General features: G+C 45.3%; 19 protein-coding genes. 6 read left to right on the forward strand and 13 right to left on the reverse strand.

Going from position 1 to position 18586, the window contains the following annotated elements:
* Positions 1-19: 19 nt before the first annotated feature.
* The 4 genes from ACL934_RS02450 to ACL934_RS02465 form a co-directional block, all read right to left on the reverse strand.
* The gene (locus tag ACL934_RS02450) at positions 20-868 is read right to left on the reverse strand and encodes a hypothetical protein (RefSeq protein ID WP_413612992.1); all 849 of its coding nucleotides are present in this window, start codon (positions 866-868) and stop codon (positions 20-22) included.
* A 12-nt stretch (positions 869-880) separates the two neighbouring features.
* Entirely contained in the window at positions 881-1951 is a 1071-nt protein-coding gene (locus tag ACL934_RS02455; protein ID WP_413612993.1) for a hypothetical protein, read from the reverse strand.
* A 126-nt stretch (positions 1952-2077) separates the two neighbouring features.
* Positions 2078-3655 (reverse strand): S8 family serine peptidase, encoded by a 1578-nt coding sequence (locus ACL934_RS02460; protein ID WP_413612994.1) that lies wholly within the window; start codon positions 3653-3655, stop codon positions 2078-2080.
* 66 nt (positions 3656-3721) lie between these two features.
* Positions 3722-4150 (reverse strand): hypothetical protein, encoded by a 429-nt coding sequence (locus tag ACL934_RS02465; RefSeq protein ID WP_413612995.1) that lies wholly within the window; start codon positions 4148-4150, stop codon positions 3722-3724.
* A 126-nt stretch (positions 4151-4276) separates the two neighbouring features.
* On the opposite strand from ACL934_RS02465, the gene tsaA reads away from it, so the two are divergent.
* The 5 genes from tsaA to ACL934_RS02490 all read left to right on the forward strand — a co-directional run bounded on the left by tsaA (position 4277) and on the right by ACL934_RS02490 (position 8038).
* Positions 4277-4984, forward strand: a complete 708-nt coding sequence (gene tsaA, locus ACL934_RS02470) for a tRNA (N6-threonylcarbamoyladenosine(37)-N6)-methyltransferase TrmO (RefSeq protein WP_413612996.1) — start codon at positions 4277-4279, stop codon at positions 4982-4984.
* Positions 4985-5048: 64 nt separating this feature from the next.
* Positions 5049-6032: an isopenicillin N synthase family dioxygenase gene (locus ACL934_RS02475; protein ID WP_374077357.1), complete on the forward strand. Its 984-nt coding sequence runs from the start codon at positions 5049-5051 to the stop codon at positions 6030-6032.
* Between the two features lie 124 nt (positions 6033-6156).
* Positions 6157-6630, forward strand: coding sequence for a hypothetical protein (locus tag ACL934_RS02480; RefSeq protein WP_413612997.1), 474 nt, complete (start codon positions 6157-6159; stop codon positions 6628-6630).
* 111 nt (positions 6631-6741) lie between these two features.
* On the forward strand, positions 6742-7506 hold the full coding sequence (locus tag ACL934_RS02485; protein ID WP_413612998.1) for a hypothetical protein: 765 nt from the start codon (positions 6742-6744) through the stop codon (positions 7504-7506).
* Between the two features lie 85 nt (positions 7507-7591).
* Positions 7592-8038 (forward strand): hypothetical protein, encoded by a 447-nt coding sequence (locus ACL934_RS02490; protein WP_374077363.1) that lies wholly within the window; start codon positions 7592-7594, stop codon positions 8036-8038.
* A 50-nt stretch (positions 8039-8088) separates the two neighbouring features.
* Here ACL934_RS02490 and ACL934_RS02495 read toward each other — a convergent pair whose 3' ends face one another.
* The 4 genes from ACL934_RS02495 to ACL934_RS02510 all read right to left on the reverse strand — a co-directional run bounded on the left by ACL934_RS02495 (position 8089) and on the right by ACL934_RS02510 (position 14279).
* Complete coding sequence (locus ACL934_RS02495) at positions 8089-10767, reverse strand: valine--tRNA ligase (protein ID WP_413612999.1); 2679 nt, start codon at positions 10765-10767, stop codon at positions 8089-8091.
* A gap of 809 nt (positions 10768-11576) precedes the next feature.
* Entirely contained in the window at positions 11577-12620 is a 1044-nt protein-coding gene (locus tag ACL934_RS02500; protein WP_374077368.1) for a porin, read from the reverse strand.
* 97 nt (positions 12621-12717) lie between these two features.
* Positions 12718-13059: a rhodanese-like domain-containing protein gene (locus tag ACL934_RS02505; RefSeq protein WP_413613000.1), complete on the reverse strand. Its 342-nt coding sequence runs from the start codon at positions 13057-13059 to the stop codon at positions 12718-12720.
* 2 nt (positions 13060-13061) lie between these two features.
* A complete protein-coding gene (locus ACL934_RS02510) occupies positions 13062-14279 on the reverse strand; it encodes an MFS transporter (protein WP_413613001.1) in 1218 nt (405 codons plus the stop codon).
* A 29-nt stretch (positions 14280-14308) separates the two neighbouring features.
* On the opposite strand from ACL934_RS02510, the gene ACL934_RS02515 reads away from it, so the two are divergent.
* Positions 14309-15451, forward strand: a complete 1143-nt coding sequence (locus tag ACL934_RS02515; protein WP_413613002.1) for a hypothetical protein — start codon at positions 14309-14311, stop codon at positions 15449-15451.
* Positions 15452-15463: 12 nt separating this feature from the next.
* On the opposite strand, the gene ACL934_RS02520 is transcribed toward ACL934_RS02515, so the two are convergent.
* The 5 genes from ACL934_RS02520 to ACL934_RS02540 all read right to left on the reverse strand — a co-directional run bounded on the left by ACL934_RS02520 (position 15464) and on the right by ACL934_RS02540 (position 18582).
* A complete protein-coding gene (locus tag ACL934_RS02520; protein WP_374077376.1) occupies positions 15464-15745 on the reverse strand; it encodes a DUF167 domain-containing protein in 282 nt (93 codons plus the stop codon).
* 14 nt (positions 15746-15759) lie between these two features.
* On the reverse strand, positions 15760-16305 hold the full coding sequence (locus ACL934_RS02525) for a DivIVA domain-containing protein (RefSeq protein WP_374077378.1): 546 nt from the start codon (positions 16303-16305) through the stop codon (positions 15760-15762).
* A 61-nt stretch (positions 16306-16366) separates the two neighbouring features.
* The gene (locus ACL934_RS02530) at positions 16367-17194 is read right to left on the reverse strand and encodes a pyrroline-5-carboxylate reductase family protein (RefSeq protein ID WP_374077379.1); all 828 of its coding nucleotides are present in this window, start codon (positions 17192-17194) and stop codon (positions 16367-16369) included.
* A 136-nt stretch (positions 17195-17330) separates the two neighbouring features.
* On the reverse strand, positions 17331-17990 hold the full coding sequence (locus ACL934_RS02535; RefSeq protein WP_413613003.1) for a YggS family pyridoxal phosphate-dependent enzyme: 660 nt from the start codon (positions 17988-17990) through the stop codon (positions 17331-17333).
* A 10-nt stretch (positions 17991-18000) separates the two neighbouring features.
* Positions 18001-18582 (reverse strand): Maf family protein, encoded by a 582-nt coding sequence (locus ACL934_RS02540; RefSeq protein ID WP_413613004.1) that lies wholly within the window; start codon positions 18580-18582, stop codon positions 18001-18003.
* Positions 18583-18586: the final 4 nt, after the last annotated feature.

An 18586-nucleotide genomic window follows, 5' to 3' on the forward strand; every position in this document is an offset into this window, starting at 1 on the left:
GTTGCGGCATTTAGGTAACTTATTTTTGCAGAACTGAATTAACGTAATTCACAAGGTCTTTGGAGTAATACGATTCTGCGGTCGGATCGAAAATGTAATAGCTCATGATCTCAGCAAAACATTCGTGGGAATTCATCATGGCATAGACCGTTGGAAAACCGTAGGTGCGACCGAGTTCACGGTCTTTGGCGTAGGCGACAGCGCTTTGCTTGTTCTTAACAAGATCCAAAATAGATTTGAAATCGTCTTTGGCTTTTTCGTAATCCACTCCGTGAATAACAAACTCTTTGCCATTCCATTCCCAGCCGACAGCGGCTTTAAACGCGTCACCGGTTGAAGTATGACTTGTGGCTATATCATAAACGTGAAAGAGCTCATGCAAGACATTGAGCTGCTTTCTTTCTACATTGGCGTAAGGGTCCATGAAGGGAGTTCCCTTAAAAAACGAATCTGTGAAACCAATAACATGGGTAACAGGGTCGACCCAAAGTAGAGCTTTGTCACTGGAGCGAGAAAACTCAGCACGGCGCTGGCCGACATTGTTGAACCAATTCGCCCCATACTCGACACGGTGAATTTTCGTAATGCCTTTTTCTTGGATCGTTTTTAGGACGTGCGCCAGTCGGGGATCGTTGATGCGGCGAAGATATTCACCGACTATTTCTTTTTCTTCCGGAGTCCACGGTTTAAAGACGACGGCGTTGCAAAAGCTGTGGTGTGGAAATTTATCATTGCAGGTAAAGCTGTCAGCAAAAACCATCACATCTAAGGCACTTTGGATCTCGCCACCCAGGGAGGGAAGTGTGAACAATGTGACGAGGATCACTGTGAGAACTTTGAATTTTAGCTTCACCATTTTTAAGTTCATAGTAAGTCTTTCCTAAAAGAGAGCCTGGTTGCAGGTAATAACGTAAGGTTTATTGCCCACGAGATTTTTTAAGTAACTCAAGACATTTTCTTTAATCATACGCAAGGCAGGGAAGGTGGCTTTTAAGTTTTCCGTACGGAAAAGATAATAACGTGTGGCTTCATCCTGATAAACCAAGACGGCGCCAATGCCTGGAGGCAGAGACATTCCCGTGGAAGCGGACCAACCAAACTGATTTTGCCCCTGGCGGAAAACACCGGCGAGGCCACCATAAGTGGTTCCACTCTTTTGATGTGTGAAGCTCGCATCTCGTTTTTCAAAAACGAGTCCGTAAGTTCCTGCAGCAGAAACTTCCAGAAGCCCCGTCATTGTGGATTTAAGTCGTTCTACATCCATAAAGATTTCGAATACAAATTTAGATTTTTTGTTTTCATCCACTTGGCGAGAAAAACCAACTCCGAGGCCCAGCATATAGAGGAAACCACCAGATTCAGGAATGTATTTGCCAATGCTTCGTTGTTTTAGAGACTGCACAATTTTTTGTGGCAAAGCCAAACCCGCCGATATGGAGAACATCATCGTGCCTCCTTTGGTATTGCTGCGGGAAATGACGTGGGAACTTTCGTAGAAACGATTGTTCAACTCCATCAAAACTTTATTAATTTTTCTGGGAGAGAGGTGGAAGAAAGCTAAGGTCTTTGCGAATTTATTTAAGAAGGCCTGTTTCTTTCCCAGGAAAGCCGAGATTTCTGCATCTGAAAGTAGCAAGAGTTTATCCAGATGTTCTTGGGAACGCGGGCCTGTCCACATTTCGATTTTTTCTGTGGAAGGTTCCTGATTCATTTTATCCATAGACTCACGAATAAACTTTTCGCGATCAAAATCTTTCACTGATTCTGTGACTTCGGAGGGATCAAAAGTGACTTGCACGTCCTGTCTTTCGGACGAAATCGCCGGAGCATCCTTTTCGTTGGGAACTAAAAGAACGTTGGTGTCATCCGACTCGGCTTTGACGTTAAATGATAGCATTAACATCATCGCAAAAACGGAAATGCAAAGGGCTCCGGAACGACCTGACTTCATAAATTACCTCATTAGGATTAAGAGCAATTCGTGGACCATGCTTTTAAGATAATTTATGAGAGATGATCGTCAGTGAGCTAACAGAGCAGCGCCCAATTTGGGCGCTGTCTCAAAATGAGATAGGGACTAGAGGTGGAAGTTTTTGCCACTAATCGGAGTGGGACGGCAAAGGCCTGCTTCAAGAGGACGTTGGAAAATTTCAACAGCTCCAGCAGGAATTCTTGCTTGGCGAGGATACACAGCATACCCACCTTGAGGTAACGCTACGATCATATCGTTTAAAAGATTGCGACGAAGATACGAAGCCACCGTGATAGGATCAAACGGCACCATCACGCGAACAGCGGCTGTTGTTTGCACAAGCACGCCTCCGCGAGAAACTACATCGCGAACATATTCTGGAATCGGATTGTAATTCACGTCGATAAAGCATCCAGGTCCTGTCGGTCCAAAACCAAGAAGATGCAAAGAGAGACCGCGTTGGTTCCATCCTGAACCGTGGGCTGTGGCATCTAATAAATCTTTGCGAGTCATGCGCGGTTCTAAGGACTTAAGAATTCCAAAACCGGCAGCGACAATAGCTGCTGAGTTGGAACTTCCACGATATTCGCCACCCTCAGTCAGTTGAATCGACGAAGGAGCAAGAAGATCCGGTTTGTTTTTAGAAGTCGACAAAGACGAGCGGTCTGAATCCGAAGCGCCCACTGTCACGACAGTTGTATTGTCGGCAGGATTCAAAATTGTTTCATCAAGACTATGTGAAGGCATCTTCACATCGCCATCGACAGTGATACGCAATTGATCGCGATCTGTGAAATTGAGCGAGCGATTTTTCACGCGCAAAAAGTAAGTGCCTTGAGAAAGTTCTGCGGCAATAATCTCGCGTGGATATTTTGAAAATCCAGGACGAGCTTCTTTAGGATCTGTGGATTGTTTCAAAGAGCTGTTTTGCACGATATTCAAAAGATCATCGGTCAAAGCGAGATCAAGATCTTTGTCCGTGCCGAGCTCAACATCATTTTTAAAATCATTCCAAGAAAGAACGATTTTCACTGGGCATTTGCCGTTTTTATTTTCACAGCGAATCATCAACGCATTATTCTGGTCGGGAAGTTGCACCCAGTTGTCTTTGATGGTGCGAATGCCCGCATTGTAAGTCGTTAAATGAAAATTTCCCGCAGCATTGACCCAGATAACACCGTTGCGAGTGGCACGATTGACTTCGTTGTTGATAAAGCCTGTGCCATCAAAGTTTCCGCCGTACTCCCAAACTTCAGAATAAAGAACGATGTCCACTTTGTTTGCGATGACATCATCAATCGCAGCTTTAAAATTAGAATAACCAAAAACATTATAAAGAGTCAGCTCTGGCATCCACTGAGTCGCTTGCATCTCATTGGTCATCATGCCAACTAAGATCTGCGCCATGCGAAGTCCATGCTCCACAGTGACGTTTTCAGGATTTGCGACAGGACCGGCTACGTAACGAGTGGACGCAGGAAGGCTTTTTCCAAGCTCCTTCTCGTACCCATAGAAACCTTTATCGAGCACGGCAATCTTCAAATGACGACCGGAGTTTTGCTGCGAATAATAAGTTGAAAATCCAAGAGAACTTTTCAAGCCATCGAGATTAGAAAAAGGCGAAGCGCCCAAGGCTGATTGAAAAGAAAAACAAAGAACCAGAACAGAGATCAGTAACTTCATAAAAGAAAACCCTTCAAAGAACACGCCTCTACTGAAAGCGGCCCGTGAAGGACCGCTTTGAACTTACTACCAACGATAGTTTGAGTAGTAGTAATACTGATAGTAGCTATAGCTGTAAGAGTAGCATGGTGTGTACCATGAACCGTACCAGTACATATAGCTGTAGTAGCTGTTGTAACCGTTGTTATAGTTGCCGCATGGATTGCAGAAGTACCAGCTCGAAGCTCCCGCATCGTTATCCAATTCGCCTTTTACATTTTCAGTAGCGACATTTTGGAAAGAGCCTTTCAACGCCAAAGCTTGCGCTTGGGCATCGCTGGTCACAGCTTTTTCAGAAGCCAAAACAGAAGTTTGGTTCGTGCGAGTATCAACTCGGATCACAACCGTTCCGTTCATGGACTGGTTTGTTACAGAAGACTCGTTATCAAGCTCTCCTGCCAATGCAGAGCTACTCACGCCAAGGGCAAGAGCGGCTACCAAAATCAGGTGTTTCATAGAACCCTCCTTATAAATTAAATGTGCTTTCGTTTTATGCAATCCAGAGCCAGTGTCACTCAAAAATGGAGTGTCATTTGAAAGTTCTTGACGCGAGGCAATTCAAAAAGGTACGGCGTACCTCCTATGGAACCTATTGGCTATTTAGAATCATGTTTTCGCGACAAATTCGGGACTCCGCGACAGCCTGGGCTGGTGAAGCAGGCATGGGCCCGTTTGAAAATTCGCGCAGATCTTCAACCCGAAGAATCTCTTCAGGGGCTCGAAGGTTTTAGTCACGTTTGGCTTGTTTGGATTTTTCATCAAAACAAAGTTGCGCGCTTTCATGCAAAGGTTCATCCGCCACGTCTTGAAGGAAAGAGCATGGGGCTTTTTGCAACAAGAAGTCCGCATCGCCCCAATCCCATCGGACTGTCTTTAGTAGAGCTCATTAAAGTTGAGAAAGACGGAATCATCGTTGCTGGAGCGGACCTTGTCGACGGCACTCCGATCTTGGATATTAAGCCTTATCTTCCCGAGGTGGAGGCGATTCCAAATGCGCGCACCGGATGGCCTGCAGAGGTCGTTAAAGACCCGATCCATGTAGAATTTACCGACCACGCTGAAGCTCTTATGAAAGAGTGGGAAGCGCGCAATCCTGATAAATCTCTGAGAGAGATCGTCGAGGAAACCCTCAAATTAGATCCGCGTCCTGTAGTTTACCGGGGTTACGAGGAAAAAGAGTCTCCTTATCGCAATGAACACGCCGTTCGTTTGTTTGATGGCGATATCCATTTCAAGTTTGAAACGCCCACTCTGGTCCGGGTTTTTGATATTCTTTTTACGCATAATTAGTTGCAGTTGCCTTTTATTTGCGCACCTTGCTAGATTCTTTTTGAACCTAACATTGGGAGGAATCATGAGAACACTGGATACTGCTTCTCATTCTGAAAACAGCACTCTTCGTAAAGTTCCAACATTGAGTCTTGCAAGCTATACGCAAGGATCAGACGCGGACCGCGCGAAATTCATCGACAATCTTTTCACGGGTCTTAAAGAATACGGTTTCATCATTCTTAAAGATCACAATGTGAAAGCCGCGGATTTGCACAAGGCTTATGATATCCTCAAAAAGTTTTACTCTCTTCCGACAGACGTAAAAAAATCTTACATCTCTCCAAAAGCGGGCTTCCAACGTGGTTATACTCCGTTTGGACAAGAACATGCTAAAGACTCTCCAGTGATGGATTTGAAAGAGTTCTGGCATGTCGGGCGCGTTCTTTCTGAAGGCAACGCTCTTAAAGCTGTGTATCCAGAAAACGTATGGCCAGCAGAACTTCCTGAATTTAAAACTCACTTCACAGCTTTGTTTGATGCTTTGGAAGAAGCAGGGAACGTAATGCTTGAAGCTTTGACAATGCCACTTGAAGTTGAAAAAGACTTCTTCGCGAAAATGACGAAAGATGGCAACTCGATCTTGCGTCTTCTTCACTATCCACCAATTCCAGAGGGTGTAGATCCTCGTTGTGTGCGTGCGGCGGCCCATGAAGATATCAACTTCATTACAATCTTGCCTGCAGCAACGGCATCAGGTCTTCAATTGAAAGACCGCGATGGTCAATGGTTGGATATCGATTCTGAACCAGACACGTTGATCGTAGACGTGGGTGATATGTTGGCTCGTTTAACAAACGACGTATTGCCATCAACTACACACCGTGTGATCAACCCGCAAGACGGAACAAACCAAAGCCGCTACTCAATGCCTTTCTTTATGCATCCGCATCCGGAAGCAATGTTGAGCTGCTTGCCATCTTGTAAAGGGACAGGCGCGAAATACCCTGATATCACTGGACATGATTTCTTGATGCAACGTTTGCGTGAGATCGGTCTTATCAAATAGACACTTTCTGTCACCAAACTGAAATGACTTCAAGAAAGGGATCTGCACAGATCCCTTTCTTGCTTTTAGCTCTTGAAATTAGCTAGAACAACCTAGGTTCACAAATAAGACATGAGGGGGATTCATGCGATATTTTGTGTTTTTGTTGATGGTGTTAGTGAGCTTGTGGTCAGCGCACAGTCAGGCGGCGGACTATAGTTTCATGAGTTTTAGAATCAACTCTTTCGGACCACATCAGTACGACTATTCCTTTGTTTGGAATCCGGTCACTGAAGAGGCCACCTTGCGAGTGGGACTTGTCGTTGAAAAAATAGATCCTTTCCTACAAGACAAAGAAATCTCTTTTTCTTCTGCTCGAAAAGCCGATTATGTCGCTTTGGACTTTCCTGAGATTGCGGAAGGCTGTGAGGCCATCTCGCACTGGCAGTTTGAGTATCAACCCGGGCTTCCTAATTATTTGATGTATGTGACGCTCAAAGGTCCTGCTTGTCAGAAGGTGGCCAAGGTTTTTGATATTCTGCAGATTCGCATGCGATTTATCGGAGTGTCATTGCTGCAGTTTGAACCGATTGACGTCGCAATAGATATTAGCCGATAACTTGTAAGCTGTAATATTGTGTTTCTCTGCGTTGCTTCGTCGTCGCAGTACAATGTACAGCTTCCTCCTCGCGTCTTGATAAACCCAATATTACAGCTTACAAGGAAAGGGATGAAAAAAAATACTCTTATTCTTTTGGTTCTCGGTGTTGCGGTTCTTTTAGTCGTCTCTTATTGCCAGTTCTGGTCGGGAAGTGAAACTCCGTCGACGGTGGCGGAGCCGGAAACGATGGGAAGCGTTCCGCCAGAGGAAACTTCTATCAAACCTAAAGCCACAGTTCCTCCTCCGGCTCCAGGTCAGGATGCTTCGGCGAGTGCGGGTTTTTTGCCGACGCAGATGGAAGACCCTGCCAAGTTTGAAGTTTATAAAAAGCATCTTAAAGATATGGCCGTTTGCCTGAATATGGAAATGGCGCCCTTGGATCCTCAGGCAGAAATTAATTTTGAAACTTTCAATAAAGTGATCGGGCCTGATCTGGGCGATATTGTTTTAACAACGGACGAATGGTCGGCAACGGACATTCGCACGAAATCGGGAGAGCTTCGTCGTATCTATATCGAAAATTCTCCGGATCCAGACAAACAAGCGATGAAGACTTTGAAGTATTACTCTTTAAGCCCGAGTGGTGAACAGAAAGAGTTGCCATTGGCTGCAGACCAAATGGCCAATCCTTCGGACGCTTTGATAGCAAGTTTAGAGTCTGATGGTGATCTTGTGGGAAAGTCGACATCACGTCGTATGTTTTATCAAAACGGCGATGATCTTTTGTTGGTGGAAAGAAACGGGAAGCTCTATTCTTTCGAGCTCCCCCATGATGGTAAGACTTTTACCTGTATCGACGCGGACTCTGCGAAGATGGCCTGCAAGTGTAAATAGACAGGTTTTGTGAAGAAACAGAATGTTTTTCGTGGCCGATAGAGCAGAGTTTAACTAAGTTGAGCTCCCTATTGGAGAATCTACTATGAAAAAGCTCATGCTGACTCTCATCATCTTATTAGCGACGAATGTTTCGATGGCTCAATCCAGAGCCCACCTCTGCCGTCTTTGGTATTCCAACGATATTTTTAAAACTTATTTGCGCCTTTCTATTGATCCTCCAGGGGCCTTGGGCAATTCCACGACAAAGTTTGTGTTGTGGATGGATAAGCACATTCCTTACGGGATTCGCCCATTTCCTTATGAGGTTTCTAAAGTTCTTTGTGATACAAAAACTTCTCTACAGATCACAGCACAAGCACCAGGGGGAAGTGAAAGCGTGGAGTTTCGCTTCGATGCCATGAGTGAAACTCAAGAATGGCAGACGGGAACGTTGCAACTTTTTGATTCTATGGGAATGAAAAGAGCTTCATTGAATTATGAATGTTCACTGATGACGATTCAAAATTTCTGCGAAAACTTAGGTCAGTAGGCGAGATAAGGAACCCTATCTCGCCTTTTGTTTTAGATCGTCCGTTCTGTTTACTGGAAACGCGTCAAAGCGTCACGCAAAGACTCTAGCTGACTCTTTGATTGAGCCAGTAAAGCCTTGTCGGCTGCCACCACGTCTTCATCTGCGTTTGCGATGAACTTTTCGTTAGAAAGTTTCCCAGAAAGCATTGTGATGTCTTTTTGAAGTTTTTCGATCAACTTGTTGATGCGTTTTACTTCTTCATCGAAATCAACCAATCCTTCAAGTGGGATGATCACTTTCACGCTGGCATCTTTCACCACCACCGGAGCCACGGCGCACTTCATAAGGTTGCCTTCTTCGCCGATCTCAAGATTTTCCAAACGTCCCATAGTCACAATCGCTGTGCGGTTGTTGCCCAAGATTTTTTGAACTTGGTCATTTGTTACACCCAAACGTGCGTTGATTTTAACGGCAGGGCTGATGCGGTTTTCACCACGGATATTGCGGATCGCTGTGATCACTTCTTTCACGATATCAATCTCAAGAGCCGCTTGCGCAGAGCCCAAGCTTAGGAATTCGCGGTCGTTTCGTGTGTTCGGGAATTGATCTACGATACAAGCTGTCCCCTTGATTGGCAGCTTTTGATAGATCTCCTCTGAAATGAAGGGAGCAAATGGATGCAACAAGCGCATGATGCGGTTAAGAACTTGTGCGATCACAAGTTGAGTAGCTTGTTTTTCTTCGGCATTTGTTCCGTTCATGATTGGTTTTGTGAATTCAATGTACCAATCGCAGAATTGATTCCAAATAAAGTGGTACAAAGCATTGGCAGCGTCAGCAAATCTTTCGCTTTCCATCGCCTCTTCCACTTCTTTTGTTACTTCACCAAGTTTTGTGACGATCCATTGGTCAAACACGCTGATTTGAGCTTTGTTTGGCAGAGCTTTCACGCCTTCCGCCGGAGCTTTGAAATCAGAAAGATTGGAAAGCGCGAAACGAGCCGCATTCCAGATCTTATTCATGAAGTTTCTGTAGCCCTCAAGACGTTGTTCGTTGAACTTAAAGTCTTTTCCAGAATACAGGTGAGCTGCGAACGTAAAGCGCAGAGCATCGGCTCCGTACTTTTCAATCATTTCAACTGGATCAACGGAGTTCCCCAAAGACTTGGACATCTTGCGACCTTGAGAGTCGCGCACCAAACCATGGATGTAGACTGTGCGGAAAGGCACATCACGTTTGAACTCAAGACCCATCATGATCATGCGGGCCACCCAGAAGAAAATAATATCGTGACCTGTTACCAAGTAACTTGTCGGATAGAACGTCTTCAAAGTTTCCGTCTCGGTCGGCCATCCCATAGTAGAGAAAGGCCACAAAGCAGAGCTGAACCAAGTATCTAAAACGTCTTCGTCTTGAGTGAGTTTTGTATTTCCGCACTTTTCACAAGCAGTCACGTCCGTTTCGCCTACGTTGTGATGATTGCAATTCGTGCAATACCAAACCGGAATACGATGGCCCCACCACAATTGACGGGAAATACACCAGTCTTCGATATTGTTCAGCCAGTGCAAGTAAACTTTTGTCCAAGACTCTGGCTCGAAACGGATGGTTCCGCTTTCAACCACGCGTTTTCCTGGAGTCGCCAGTTGTTCCATCTTTACGAACCACTGTTCCGACAAGAAAGGCTCCACCACAGCGCCGGAGCGCGAACAGTGACCTACGGAATGAACGTGCGGTTCTTCTTTTTCAAGAAGGTTTTGATTTTTAAGATCTTCCAAAACTCTTTTGCGCGCCTCTTGAACTTTGAGGCCTTTGTAAGGGCCTGCGTTTTCGTTCATCTCTGCTTTTTTAGTTAAAAGATTGATGAACTCCAAGTGGTGCGCTTTGCCGATTTTGTAGTCGTTAAAGTCATGAGCCGGAGTGATTTTCACAACGCCTGAACCGAACGCTTTATCAACGTAAGTATCAGCGATGATTTTGATCTTTCTGTTGATCAAAGGAATGATCACGTTTTTGCCGATCAAGTGTTTGTAGCGCTCGTCTTCAGGATTCACGCACAAAGCGGTATCGCCCAACATCGTTTCAGGACGAGTTGTTGCTACGATCAAGAAACCAGAACCATCTTCAAGAGGATACTTAATGTGGTAAAGAGATCCTTTGATCTGCTTGTGTTCTACTTCCAAATCAGAAATCGCCGTTTCAAGAGGACCTGACCAGTTCACCAAGCGTTGACCACGATAGATCAAACCTTTTTTGTGAAGGCTGACGAAAACTTTGCGAACAGATTTAGAAACACCTTCATCCAAAGTGAAAACAGCGCGATCCCAGTCACAAGAATCACCCAAGCGGCGCATTTGTGAATAAATACGATCGCCGTATTGATGTTTCCACTCCCACACTTTCTCTACGAATTTTTCGCGGCCGAGATCGTGACGGGTGACACCTTCTTTTTTTAGTTCTCTTTCAACAACGGATTGAGTGGCAATACCGGCATGGTCCGTTCCCGGAAGCCACATGGCATTGTATCCGTTCATACGTTTCCAACGAATCAACATATCTTGAATCGTGTGATCCAAGGCGTGACCCATATGCAAGAAACCTGTGACGTTCGGTGGAGGTAAGATGATTGAAAAAGGAGGTTTTGTGGATTGATCTTGTGCTTTGAAATATCCCGAGTTCTCCCACCATTGATAGGTACGAGTTTCCACGTCTGCGGGATTGTAACGATCGGATAATTGTTCTGACATTTGAAGACCTCTAACTGCGTTCAAGGATACGGAATCCCAAGGTTTTTAACCTTTAGAGAGTAGCAAACTCAAGCTTATTTCGGTAGGCCTAATGCGGGGGTAAGACCCATAAAACCGCTCTAACTTCATAGCCCAGACCTCGTACGCTCAGACAGTCCTCGCTGACGCCGTCCCTTCGGGACTAGCTGCTGCGGAACTCGCTTCCGAGGCCCGGGCTATGAAGTTAGAGCGGTTTTATGGTTTTTTTCCGGATTTACCGAGAGGTTGAGTTGATCTCGTTAGGGTGAAATTTTGGGTTGGTGCGTTGAGGCAGGTGGTGTCTGAACCGTCGAAAAATCAGATGAGACTTTTAATCTTGCAGATTTTTTTGGAATTGCGTTTAAGTTTAGGAGTTTATTGGTTTCAAAAATGCAAAAGCGAGAAGGGCTCTCGCCAGTCTCGCTTTTGGTGGATCTCCTGTCCGAAAACTAACAGGAGGTGTCCGATGCGCAAACAAAGGTACTTGCGTATTCGACGTGTTTTGAAGATTACTAAAGGTCTTTTGATCATCATTCTTCTAATCTTGACGATGGTCGCAAAGTTCAAGGCTCTTTAACTCAAACCTCCAACAAGTAACGACATAGTCTAAGGACCAGTGACTGGGATGTGGACTGTTCAATCCGGATAAGAGTTGAAACATGGAAGGGGCTGGTGAGGGCGCTTCGTGCAAAATAAAAAAGGGAGGTTTGTGGCCTCCCTTTTTTATTTTAGCTTTAAGCTGCTTCAGCGACGCCGTCCGAGGCGGCTTTGCTCTGCGGCCTGTTGGCCAATTACTTCAAGAAATCTGCTAGCAAGCGTGCGCCTACTACGACTTCGTCTTTAACTGCTTTGTCGGCAACGCCGTCAAGGTCAGCTGTTGTGTTGTTGTATGCGAAGTGATAGCGGAAGTTAGTGTCAGCGTATGGTTTGTACTCTGCAACGACTCCGTAGCTCATGTATTTGTTTGTCAAATCAGTTGCGCCACCGATTTTTTCTTCTGTAGAGATCACTTCAAGGCGTGGAGTCCATTGTTCGAAACCAGTGTAAGCTAGTTTACCTACGATAGAAACTTCAGAGTCTTTGAAGCCAGTTGCGTCGGCTTTGAATTCTCCGTTCAAGTAGTCAACAGAAGCCATAACTGGGCTTGAGTTCCACATCACACCCGCTGCGATGAATTGATGTTTGTCGTCTTTTGTTGGACCCGCAAGAGTGTGGTAGCTCAAGTTGAAGTTCAACGCTTTTTCTAGGAACGCGCCTCTCCAAGTTACGCCCCACATGCTTGAGTTTTGTGAAGCAGATGGGCCTGCTTTTGCAGTTGAATCTGGTTCGTTTGTCGCTAGAACGTGGATTTGTTGACCTTCAAAAGAGAAAGTTCCTTTTACTCCAGTCATATATAGTAGATCTTTAGTTCCAAGAAGAGTCGTTGATTCTCCTGTAGGAGTGTAGAATGGAGAAGTTAGATACAAATCAGCGCCGCTTGTTGCGCCTTCGAAGCCGCCGAATTCAGTGTTGAATTTACCAACGCTCAAAGAGAACATGTCAGACATTTTGTGTGTCAAGTAGGCGTACTCAACAGCTGTTTGAGAAGAGTCAACACCGCGGGTAGCGTCTTTATTGAATGCCAAGCGCACACGGAAAGAAAGATCTTCAAGAGCTTTTCCTTGGTAATCAAGGCGACCTGTTTTGAAGTAGAACTTCGTTTGGTCAGACGCTCCCGGAGTGTCCTTATATGTTGTAGAGTTATAGTCAGCGCGCATATCAAGACTCAAAGAGCCTGCTTGTGCTGCTGTCGTCAGGGCTGTCGTTGCCAGTGCTGCAATCAAAAACTTTTTCATTGGTACATCCTTGTTTAAAGTTTAGGTTTTTTGAATGTACCTAGTATGTTACAAACAAGTCCTGTCGCCAACAACGCTTATTTCAATTTGTCAGTTGTTAATTTTCCTGGTGACGTTCGGCAGTGATTCCGACAAATCCGTTTTTAACATAATATGCGTTTGTAAACCCGGCCTTTTCGAGATCTGCAACCACGGTGGGGCTTTTTTCTCCGTTCATATCGAGAACGACAACGCCAAAACTATTCGGTAATTTTTTGTTTAGAATCAGCTTCAAAGCCTCTTCGGGATTGCATTTCAGGCTGATATTGTCGATGTGCATTTTCACCATGCTGTCATACCAAGACTTCAAATCCACGTCATCGAGCATCACTAATATCAATGGAACGCGATTGCGAAGAAGGTTGTCGAACTGAAAGTATCCGATGTTATTGAATTCCATGCTTAACCCACGCGCCCATGTTCAGGGATGAATTTATAAATCACCAACGCAATTGCTAGACCAAGAAATGCCAAAGTGCCTGAGGCCCAAAAAGGTGCCGTGATGGCCACAGCTCCGTAAAGAGCTCCGCCAAGAGCGGGACCGATAATGCGACCTAAAGAAGCCATACTTTGTGTTACTCCTAAAGTCACACCTTGTTCTTTCGTGTCCGTCAAAAGACTGATGCTCCCTAAGATGGAGGGATTGGAAAGTCCATTTCCCAAAGACAACAACGTCATTGCCACCGCCATCGCTCCGATACTTCCAGACACGGCGATGCTGGTAAGACCCAAGGCAAACAACGTAAGTCCCAAACGCAACACTTTGCGCTCGCCCCATTTAGGTAAAAGTCGGCGCACTAAAAAACCTTGTGTGAAGACAATGATCACGCCGATGTAAGCAAAACCGAAGCTCACTTGTTTGACGTCCCACAGAAATTTCTCGCCCATGAATAGAATCAACGTGGCTTCCATAGAGGACATCGCCAACGAACACAAAAGAAAAACCGTCATCAAAGGACCCACGGTTTTCACATTGAGATAGTGCCACATCACAGAGAATCTTTTCTTTTTCTCGGCGGATTCACTTTTTTCGCTTAGGGACTCCGTTAAAAATTTGATTCCAAAAAGGAAATTTGCAAAACAAAGAGCCGCAACCCAGTATGCTGAAAATGAAGTGTCAAAATGAGGTTCTGGATTGATGTGGTGACCCCAAGTTGCCAAACCGCCACCTAACGCAGGACCGACAACAAAACCTAAACCGAAGGCGGCGCCAATCAAAGCCATGCCTTTAGAACGCTCATGTTTGGGAGTGATGTCGGAGATATAAGCGGACGCTGTTGAAAGACTTGCGCCAAAGAATCCGGCAAGAAGACGGGCGATGAAAAGCCACTCTAATGAGCGAGCCCAGGCAAAAAGAATATAGGAAAGACCTTCACCAAAAAGACAGAACAACAAAATAGGTCGGCGTCCTAAGCGATCGCTGAGGCGCCCCCAAAAAGGAGAAAATAAAAACTGCATCAAAGAATATACAGAGAGAAGAAGCCCCGTTTGCAGAGCTGTGGCTCCAAAGTTGCGACTTAAGATGGGGATAATTGGAATCACTACACCAAAGCCTACCAAATAAAGGAAAACAGTGAAAAAGATGATAGCAAGCCGTGATTTGTTTGATGTCGACGTCATAGGGTTGTTAATATTAGGAAGTTATGAAAATGGCAAATAATCTTCAGCGTGCAGCGTTCGCCTTTGTGGGACTTTTCTTATTTTCTTTTCCCGTGTGGGCTTTGGACAACTACAAAGAGTTTAAGCGAGATCACTGGGACTTCGAAGTCGGCACTCAATTCTTTCGTTCTGAGGCCAATTACCCCTCTTCGGGAGGTGGCAGTCAGAATCTTCCGAATGGAAATCACTATCAATTGATCGACGTAAATTTAGGTACACGTTATATTCCCCGTCAGAACTGGTCGGTGTTTGCGTGGGGAACGGTGGGGAGTGCTGAAAGCAAGGACTCTATTGCGACGCGAACGAACAGCACGCTGAGTGAAGGTGCTGTGGGTTTTGATTTCCTTATGTACAACGATCTCTTCCAGCTCGTTCCGGAAGTGATCGCTTTGATGCCGTTTGAAAAAATTGATCCCGCTTCTGATGCGGTGATGAATTCCGAAGGCGTGTTTGAGGTGCGCTCGCGTTTGATCGCGCAAAAAGATTTTGGTTCTATGCGCGGTTACGGGTGGTTGGGGTTTAACTATCGCGGTGATGGACGTTCGTTCCTTATGCCATGGGGTGTGGGCGCACAACTTAAGATGACGCGCCTTCGCTTGGGAGCTGAACTTTTTGGTTACCAAAGTGTTTCGGATGATACGGACAAAGACTCGCTACTCCGCACGTCTTATATCAATGGTGTGAATGCGGGTTCCATGAAATTCTACGGTCCTAATCCTTCTTTGATGGACACGCAAGTTTATGCGACTTGGTTGATCACTCGTAAATGGAGTGTTCAAGCCAATGGCGGCATGACTTTGATGGGTTCAAACACAGCGGCGGGATTTCACGTCGGTGGTTTCATTCGTTATAGTTTCGATATGACGGAAGGCTACACGGAAGATGTCTATGAGCCCGTAAATTCTCCTGTTCCGAATTATCGTTCCAATATGTATGACTCCGATATGAGCTCTGAAAAGAAGGTTCAGCAGTTTAAAGAAGAGACAGACGACGGAATTGATCAAAATATTTTCAAGCCTCGTCCGACAAAAAAGAAACCACGCGTGCAAGATCAAGAACTGCAACAGCAGCTTGATGACACAGAATTTCAGTTGGAATTAAAATCAGACAAAAAGAAAAGACGCCGCCGTTAAGAGCGGTGTCTTTTAAATTTTCAAAAGTTCTTTGGCTCGAGCTTCTTCGACGCCCAAGAGATCCACGGTTTTATGACGACCTGTTTCGCCTTTAACTAAAACGACGTTGCGTTTTGGAATATCAAAATAATCAGAAAGAAATTCGATCAAGCCTTCGTTGGCGCGGCCATCAATCGGGGGTGCTGTGATTTTAATCTTAAGCTCGCCGTTGTGAGGTCCCACAACTTCGTTTTTAGAGGACTTGGGCTGAATAAAAAGGTGGAGTCGAACTCCACCTTTTACTGATTCAATCATATCAAGATTCAGAACTATTCCGCGGAAAGCGGAGACACGTTTGCAGAGCGAGCAGCGCTGCCACCGCCATTGCCATTCACGATGTTGTGAGCGGGCAATTGCATTTGCGGCATGTACTTTTCGCCTTGTTCAAGCAAAGACAAGTGAGCTTGCGCCAAAGCTTTAAGATTGGCTTCAAACTGCATGCGCGCGCGTTTTAACTCTGTGACTTCTTGATACATTTTTTTCAATGAATCGCGGGAATCACGAGTGATGATTTCTGCTTTTTGTTGAGCATCAGCAATAATCAACTTCGCTTCGCGGTCTGCATCTTGGCGAAGGCGTTCTGCCATTTGAGTTGCCGTGGCAATTGTTTCTTTTAGAACTTGATCGCGCTCTTTGTATTCCATAAGTGAAAGCTCTTTTTCACGAATAGCTTCTTTTAAAGAGTTTCTTTCTTGGATCAAAGATTCCATTTGTGAAGCGATCTGCTGGAGGAAATCCATAACCTCGTCAGCATCGAGTCCCATCATCTTTTTACCAAAAGACTTGTGAGCAATATCGATAGGAGTAATTCTCATCTTGTTCCTCCTTGAACAAATATGAATTAAGGATAAAGGCCGAGTCTGTATCCGCGCAAGGTTATTTGATTTCCCGGGCCATTTCTTTGTTTCTCATCGCCGCCTTCTCAAAGCTGATGCGAAGCGCCCGTTCGATTTCAAGTTCGCGCATGGACTGAAGTCCAGCTGCCGTCACACCTTTCTTGGATGTCACGCGGGCTTGCAGATCCTCAACACCTTCACGGGCTTGGGCGGCTAGCAAAGAAGCGCCGACAAAAGTTTCAATGGTCATCAAACGCGCCTCTTCAACAGAAAAGCCATGTTCTTCGATCCAATCTTGCCAGTACATCATCATTTCAAAAACAAAACCGGTGCCGCTAGAGCAAGACACCATCAAAGCTTCAAATTGATCCTCATCGCCGACTTTAATCACGCGACCCAGAGGAGCAAAAAGATCTTCCACTGTACTTTCCAAAGCGCCATCGTCGTCATCGTTTAAAAGATAACCAATCACACCACGACCGATCAAAGACGGCGTGTTCGGCATCACGCGAGCCAAACGAGCCCCTTGTGTGAAGCGCTCTAGTTTTTCCATGCGAATACCCGCAGCAACACTGATCACAATTTTGTGTTCATCAAAAGCCCGTGTCACAGGCTCAAGAGCTATTAACAAATCTTGAGGCTTCACTGCCAAGATAATGATGTCGCAAAGGTCAATGAGCTCGTCATTGCTGGCCGCAGGATTGATCTTAAAAGTTTCAGCAAGTTTTTGCAGTTTTCCTTGAGAGCGATTTGTCGCGAAGATGTTTTTTGCAGGAATGCCGCCTTCGATAAGGCCTTTGATCATGGCTTGTGCCATATTTCCCGCACCCAAAAAACCGATTTTTTGCGTTTTCAACAATGGGTTCATAATACTCCGAACGCAGTGAGTACGTTGTGACATTAGTTTTCTCTGTGTTGCCTCGTCGTCGACGTACATTTGTACGCCTTCCTCCTCGCGCCGTGATAAAACTAATGTCACAACGTACTCATGTACTTAATTTATCTTACCGTTTGGTAGGGCGTTCTCCAAATAAAATAGTCCCAAGACGCACAATGGTTGCTCCTTCTTCTACCGCAACCTTGAAATCGTGGCTCGTGCCCATTGACAGCTCGGTCAGGGGGTGACGCTTCAAGTCTGTCTGTGACGTTAAAGAATCCTTCAACTCACGGAGTTCCCTAAAATACAGACGCACTTCCTGGCCCTCTTCGGTTAATGGCGGCATCGTCATCAGACCGAAAATATTCAAATGGGAGAGGGCTGTTAGAGATTTCCAACCCTTAAGAAGACTTTCTTTGTCAAAACCGCTTTTTGTTTCTTCATGAGCTAAGTTGACCTGAATCAGAATGTTTTGCTCTACCTTTTTGCTTTCACATTGGCGGCTCAAGGTCTCGGCCAACTCCAAAGAATCGACCGAGTGGATAAGAGCAAACTTTCCGACCACGAGTTTGGCTTTATTTTTTTGGAGATGTCCGATGAGATGCCATTGAACATCTTTGAGATCCTGAAGGTGTTCGATCTTCTCCAGAGCTTCTTGAACATAGTTTTCGCCAAAATGTCTCTGACCTTCGTGATAAAGCTCGCGAATTTTTTCTTCACTTTGCAGTTTGGATACGGCCAAAATTTCCGCGGGAGCACAACTTTGTGCGATGGTTTTTAAATCCATGAAAGAGTTCTCACTTCGCCAGTTCTAGAAGCATTTTGCGAACCAAGTCGATGGGAAGTCCCACAACATTGTCGAAGGGCCCCTCGATGCGATCGATAAAATGTCCGGCTCCACTCTGAATCCCGTAGGCACCGGCTTTATCCATCGGGTCCCCCGTGTCGATGTAGGACCAGATTTCATTATCGGAAAGCTCTTTGAAGTAAATGTGAGTGATCTCAAATTGAGACAGTTCTTTTTGTGAGGAACTGTCGATCATGCAGACGGCTGTGATCACTTCATGAAAACGCCCAGACAATAGTCTTAAAATTCGGTAGGCATCATCACGATCGGAAGGTTTTCCGAGGGGTCCCTCACCGAAGATCACCTCCGTGTCAGCCGCTAGGACAGTGAAAGGGCCCGTTCTGCTAGACTTAAGGAGGTCAAAAGCCGCTCTGGCTTTACGTCTAGCAATATCTAAAATCTGATCGTTTACATTCAGGTTTTTGTTAGGAATTTCCGATACTTTAACTGGAACCACGTCAAAGTCATAACCAGCTTTTTTGAGAAGCTCACGACGGCGTGGGGATTCTGATGCCAAAATTAATGGTGTCATGAGT

The sequence above is a fragment of the Bdellovibrio sp. HCB-110 genome, assembly GCF_047323225.1.
In the GTDB taxonomy this organism is placed as follows: domain Bacteria; phylum Bdellovibrionota; class Bdellovibrionia; order Bdellovibrionales; family Bdellovibrionaceae; genus Bdellovibrio.

Excerpts from the sequence above, each read along its gene's own strand:
- ACL934_RS02450 (WP_413612992.1), bottom strand. The coding sequence starts at position 868 with ATGAACTTAAAAATGGTGAAGCTAAAATTCAAAGTTCTCACAGTGATC.
- ACL934_RS02455 (WP_413612993.1), bottom strand. The coding sequence starts at position 1,951 with ATGAAGTCAGGTCGTTCCGGAGCCCTTTGCATTTCCGTTTTTGCGATG.
- ACL934_RS02460 (WP_413612994.1), bottom strand. The coding sequence starts at position 3,655 with ATGAAGTTACTGATCTCTGTTCTGGTTCTTTGTTTTTCTTTTCAATCA.
- ACL934_RS02465 (WP_413612995.1), bottom strand. The coding sequence starts at position 4,150 with ATGAAACACCTGATTTTGGTAGCCGCTCTTGCCCTTGGCGTGAGTAGC.
- tsaA (WP_413612996.1), top strand. The coding sequence starts at position 4,277 with ATGGAACCTATTGGCTATTTAGAATCATGTTTTCGCGACAAATTCGGG.
- ACL934_RS02475 (WP_374077357.1), top strand. The coding sequence starts at position 5,049 with ATGAGAACACTGGATACTGCTTCTCATTCTGAAAACAGCACTCTTCGT.
- ACL934_RS02480 (WP_413612997.1), top strand. The coding sequence starts at position 6,157 with ATGCGATATTTTGTGTTTTTGTTGATGGTGTTAGTGAGCTTGTGGTCA.
- ACL934_RS02485 (WP_413612998.1), top strand. The coding sequence starts at position 6,742 with ATGAAAAAAAATACTCTTATTCTTTTGGTTCTCGGTGTTGCGGTTCTT.
- ACL934_RS02490 (WP_374077363.1), top strand. The coding sequence starts at position 7,592 with ATGAAAAAGCTCATGCTGACTCTCATCATCTTATTAGCGACGAATGTT.
- ACL934_RS02495 (WP_413612999.1), bottom strand. The coding sequence starts at position 10,767 with ATGTCAGAACAATTATCCGATCGTTACAATCCCGCAGACGTGGAAACT.
- ACL934_RS02500 (WP_374077368.1), bottom strand. The coding sequence starts at position 12,620 with ATGAAAAAGTTTTTGATTGCAGCACTGGCAACGACAGCCCTGACGACA.
- ACL934_RS02505 (WP_413613000.1), bottom strand. The coding sequence starts at position 13,059 with ATGGAATTCAATAACATCGGATACTTTCAGTTCGACAACCTTCTTCGC.
- ACL934_RS02510 (WP_413613001.1), bottom strand. The coding sequence starts at position 14,279 with ATGACGTCGACATCAAACAAATCACGGCTTGCTATCATCTTTTTCACT.
- ACL934_RS02515 (WP_413613002.1), top strand. The coding sequence starts at position 14,309 with ATGGCAAATAATCTTCAGCGTGCAGCGTTCGCCTTTGTGGGACTTTTC.
- ACL934_RS02520 (WP_374077376.1), bottom strand. The coding sequence starts at position 15,745 with ATGATTGAATCAGTAAAAGGTGGAGTTCGACTCCACCTTTTTATTCAG.
- ACL934_RS02525 (WP_374077378.1), bottom strand. The coding sequence starts at position 16,305 with ATGAGAATTACTCCTATCGATATTGCTCACAAGTCTTTTGGTAAAAAG.
- ACL934_RS02530 (WP_374077379.1), bottom strand. The coding sequence starts at position 17,194 with ATGAACCCATTGTTGAAAACGCAAAAAATCGGTTTTTTGGGTGCGGGA.
- ACL934_RS02535 (WP_413613003.1), bottom strand. The coding sequence starts at position 17,990 with ATGGATTTAAAAACCATCGCACAAAGTTGTGCTCCCGCGGAAATTTTG.
- ACL934_RS02540 (WP_413613004.1), bottom strand. The coding sequence starts at position 18,582 with ATGACACCATTAATTTTGGCATCAGAATCCCCACGCCGTCGTGAGCTT.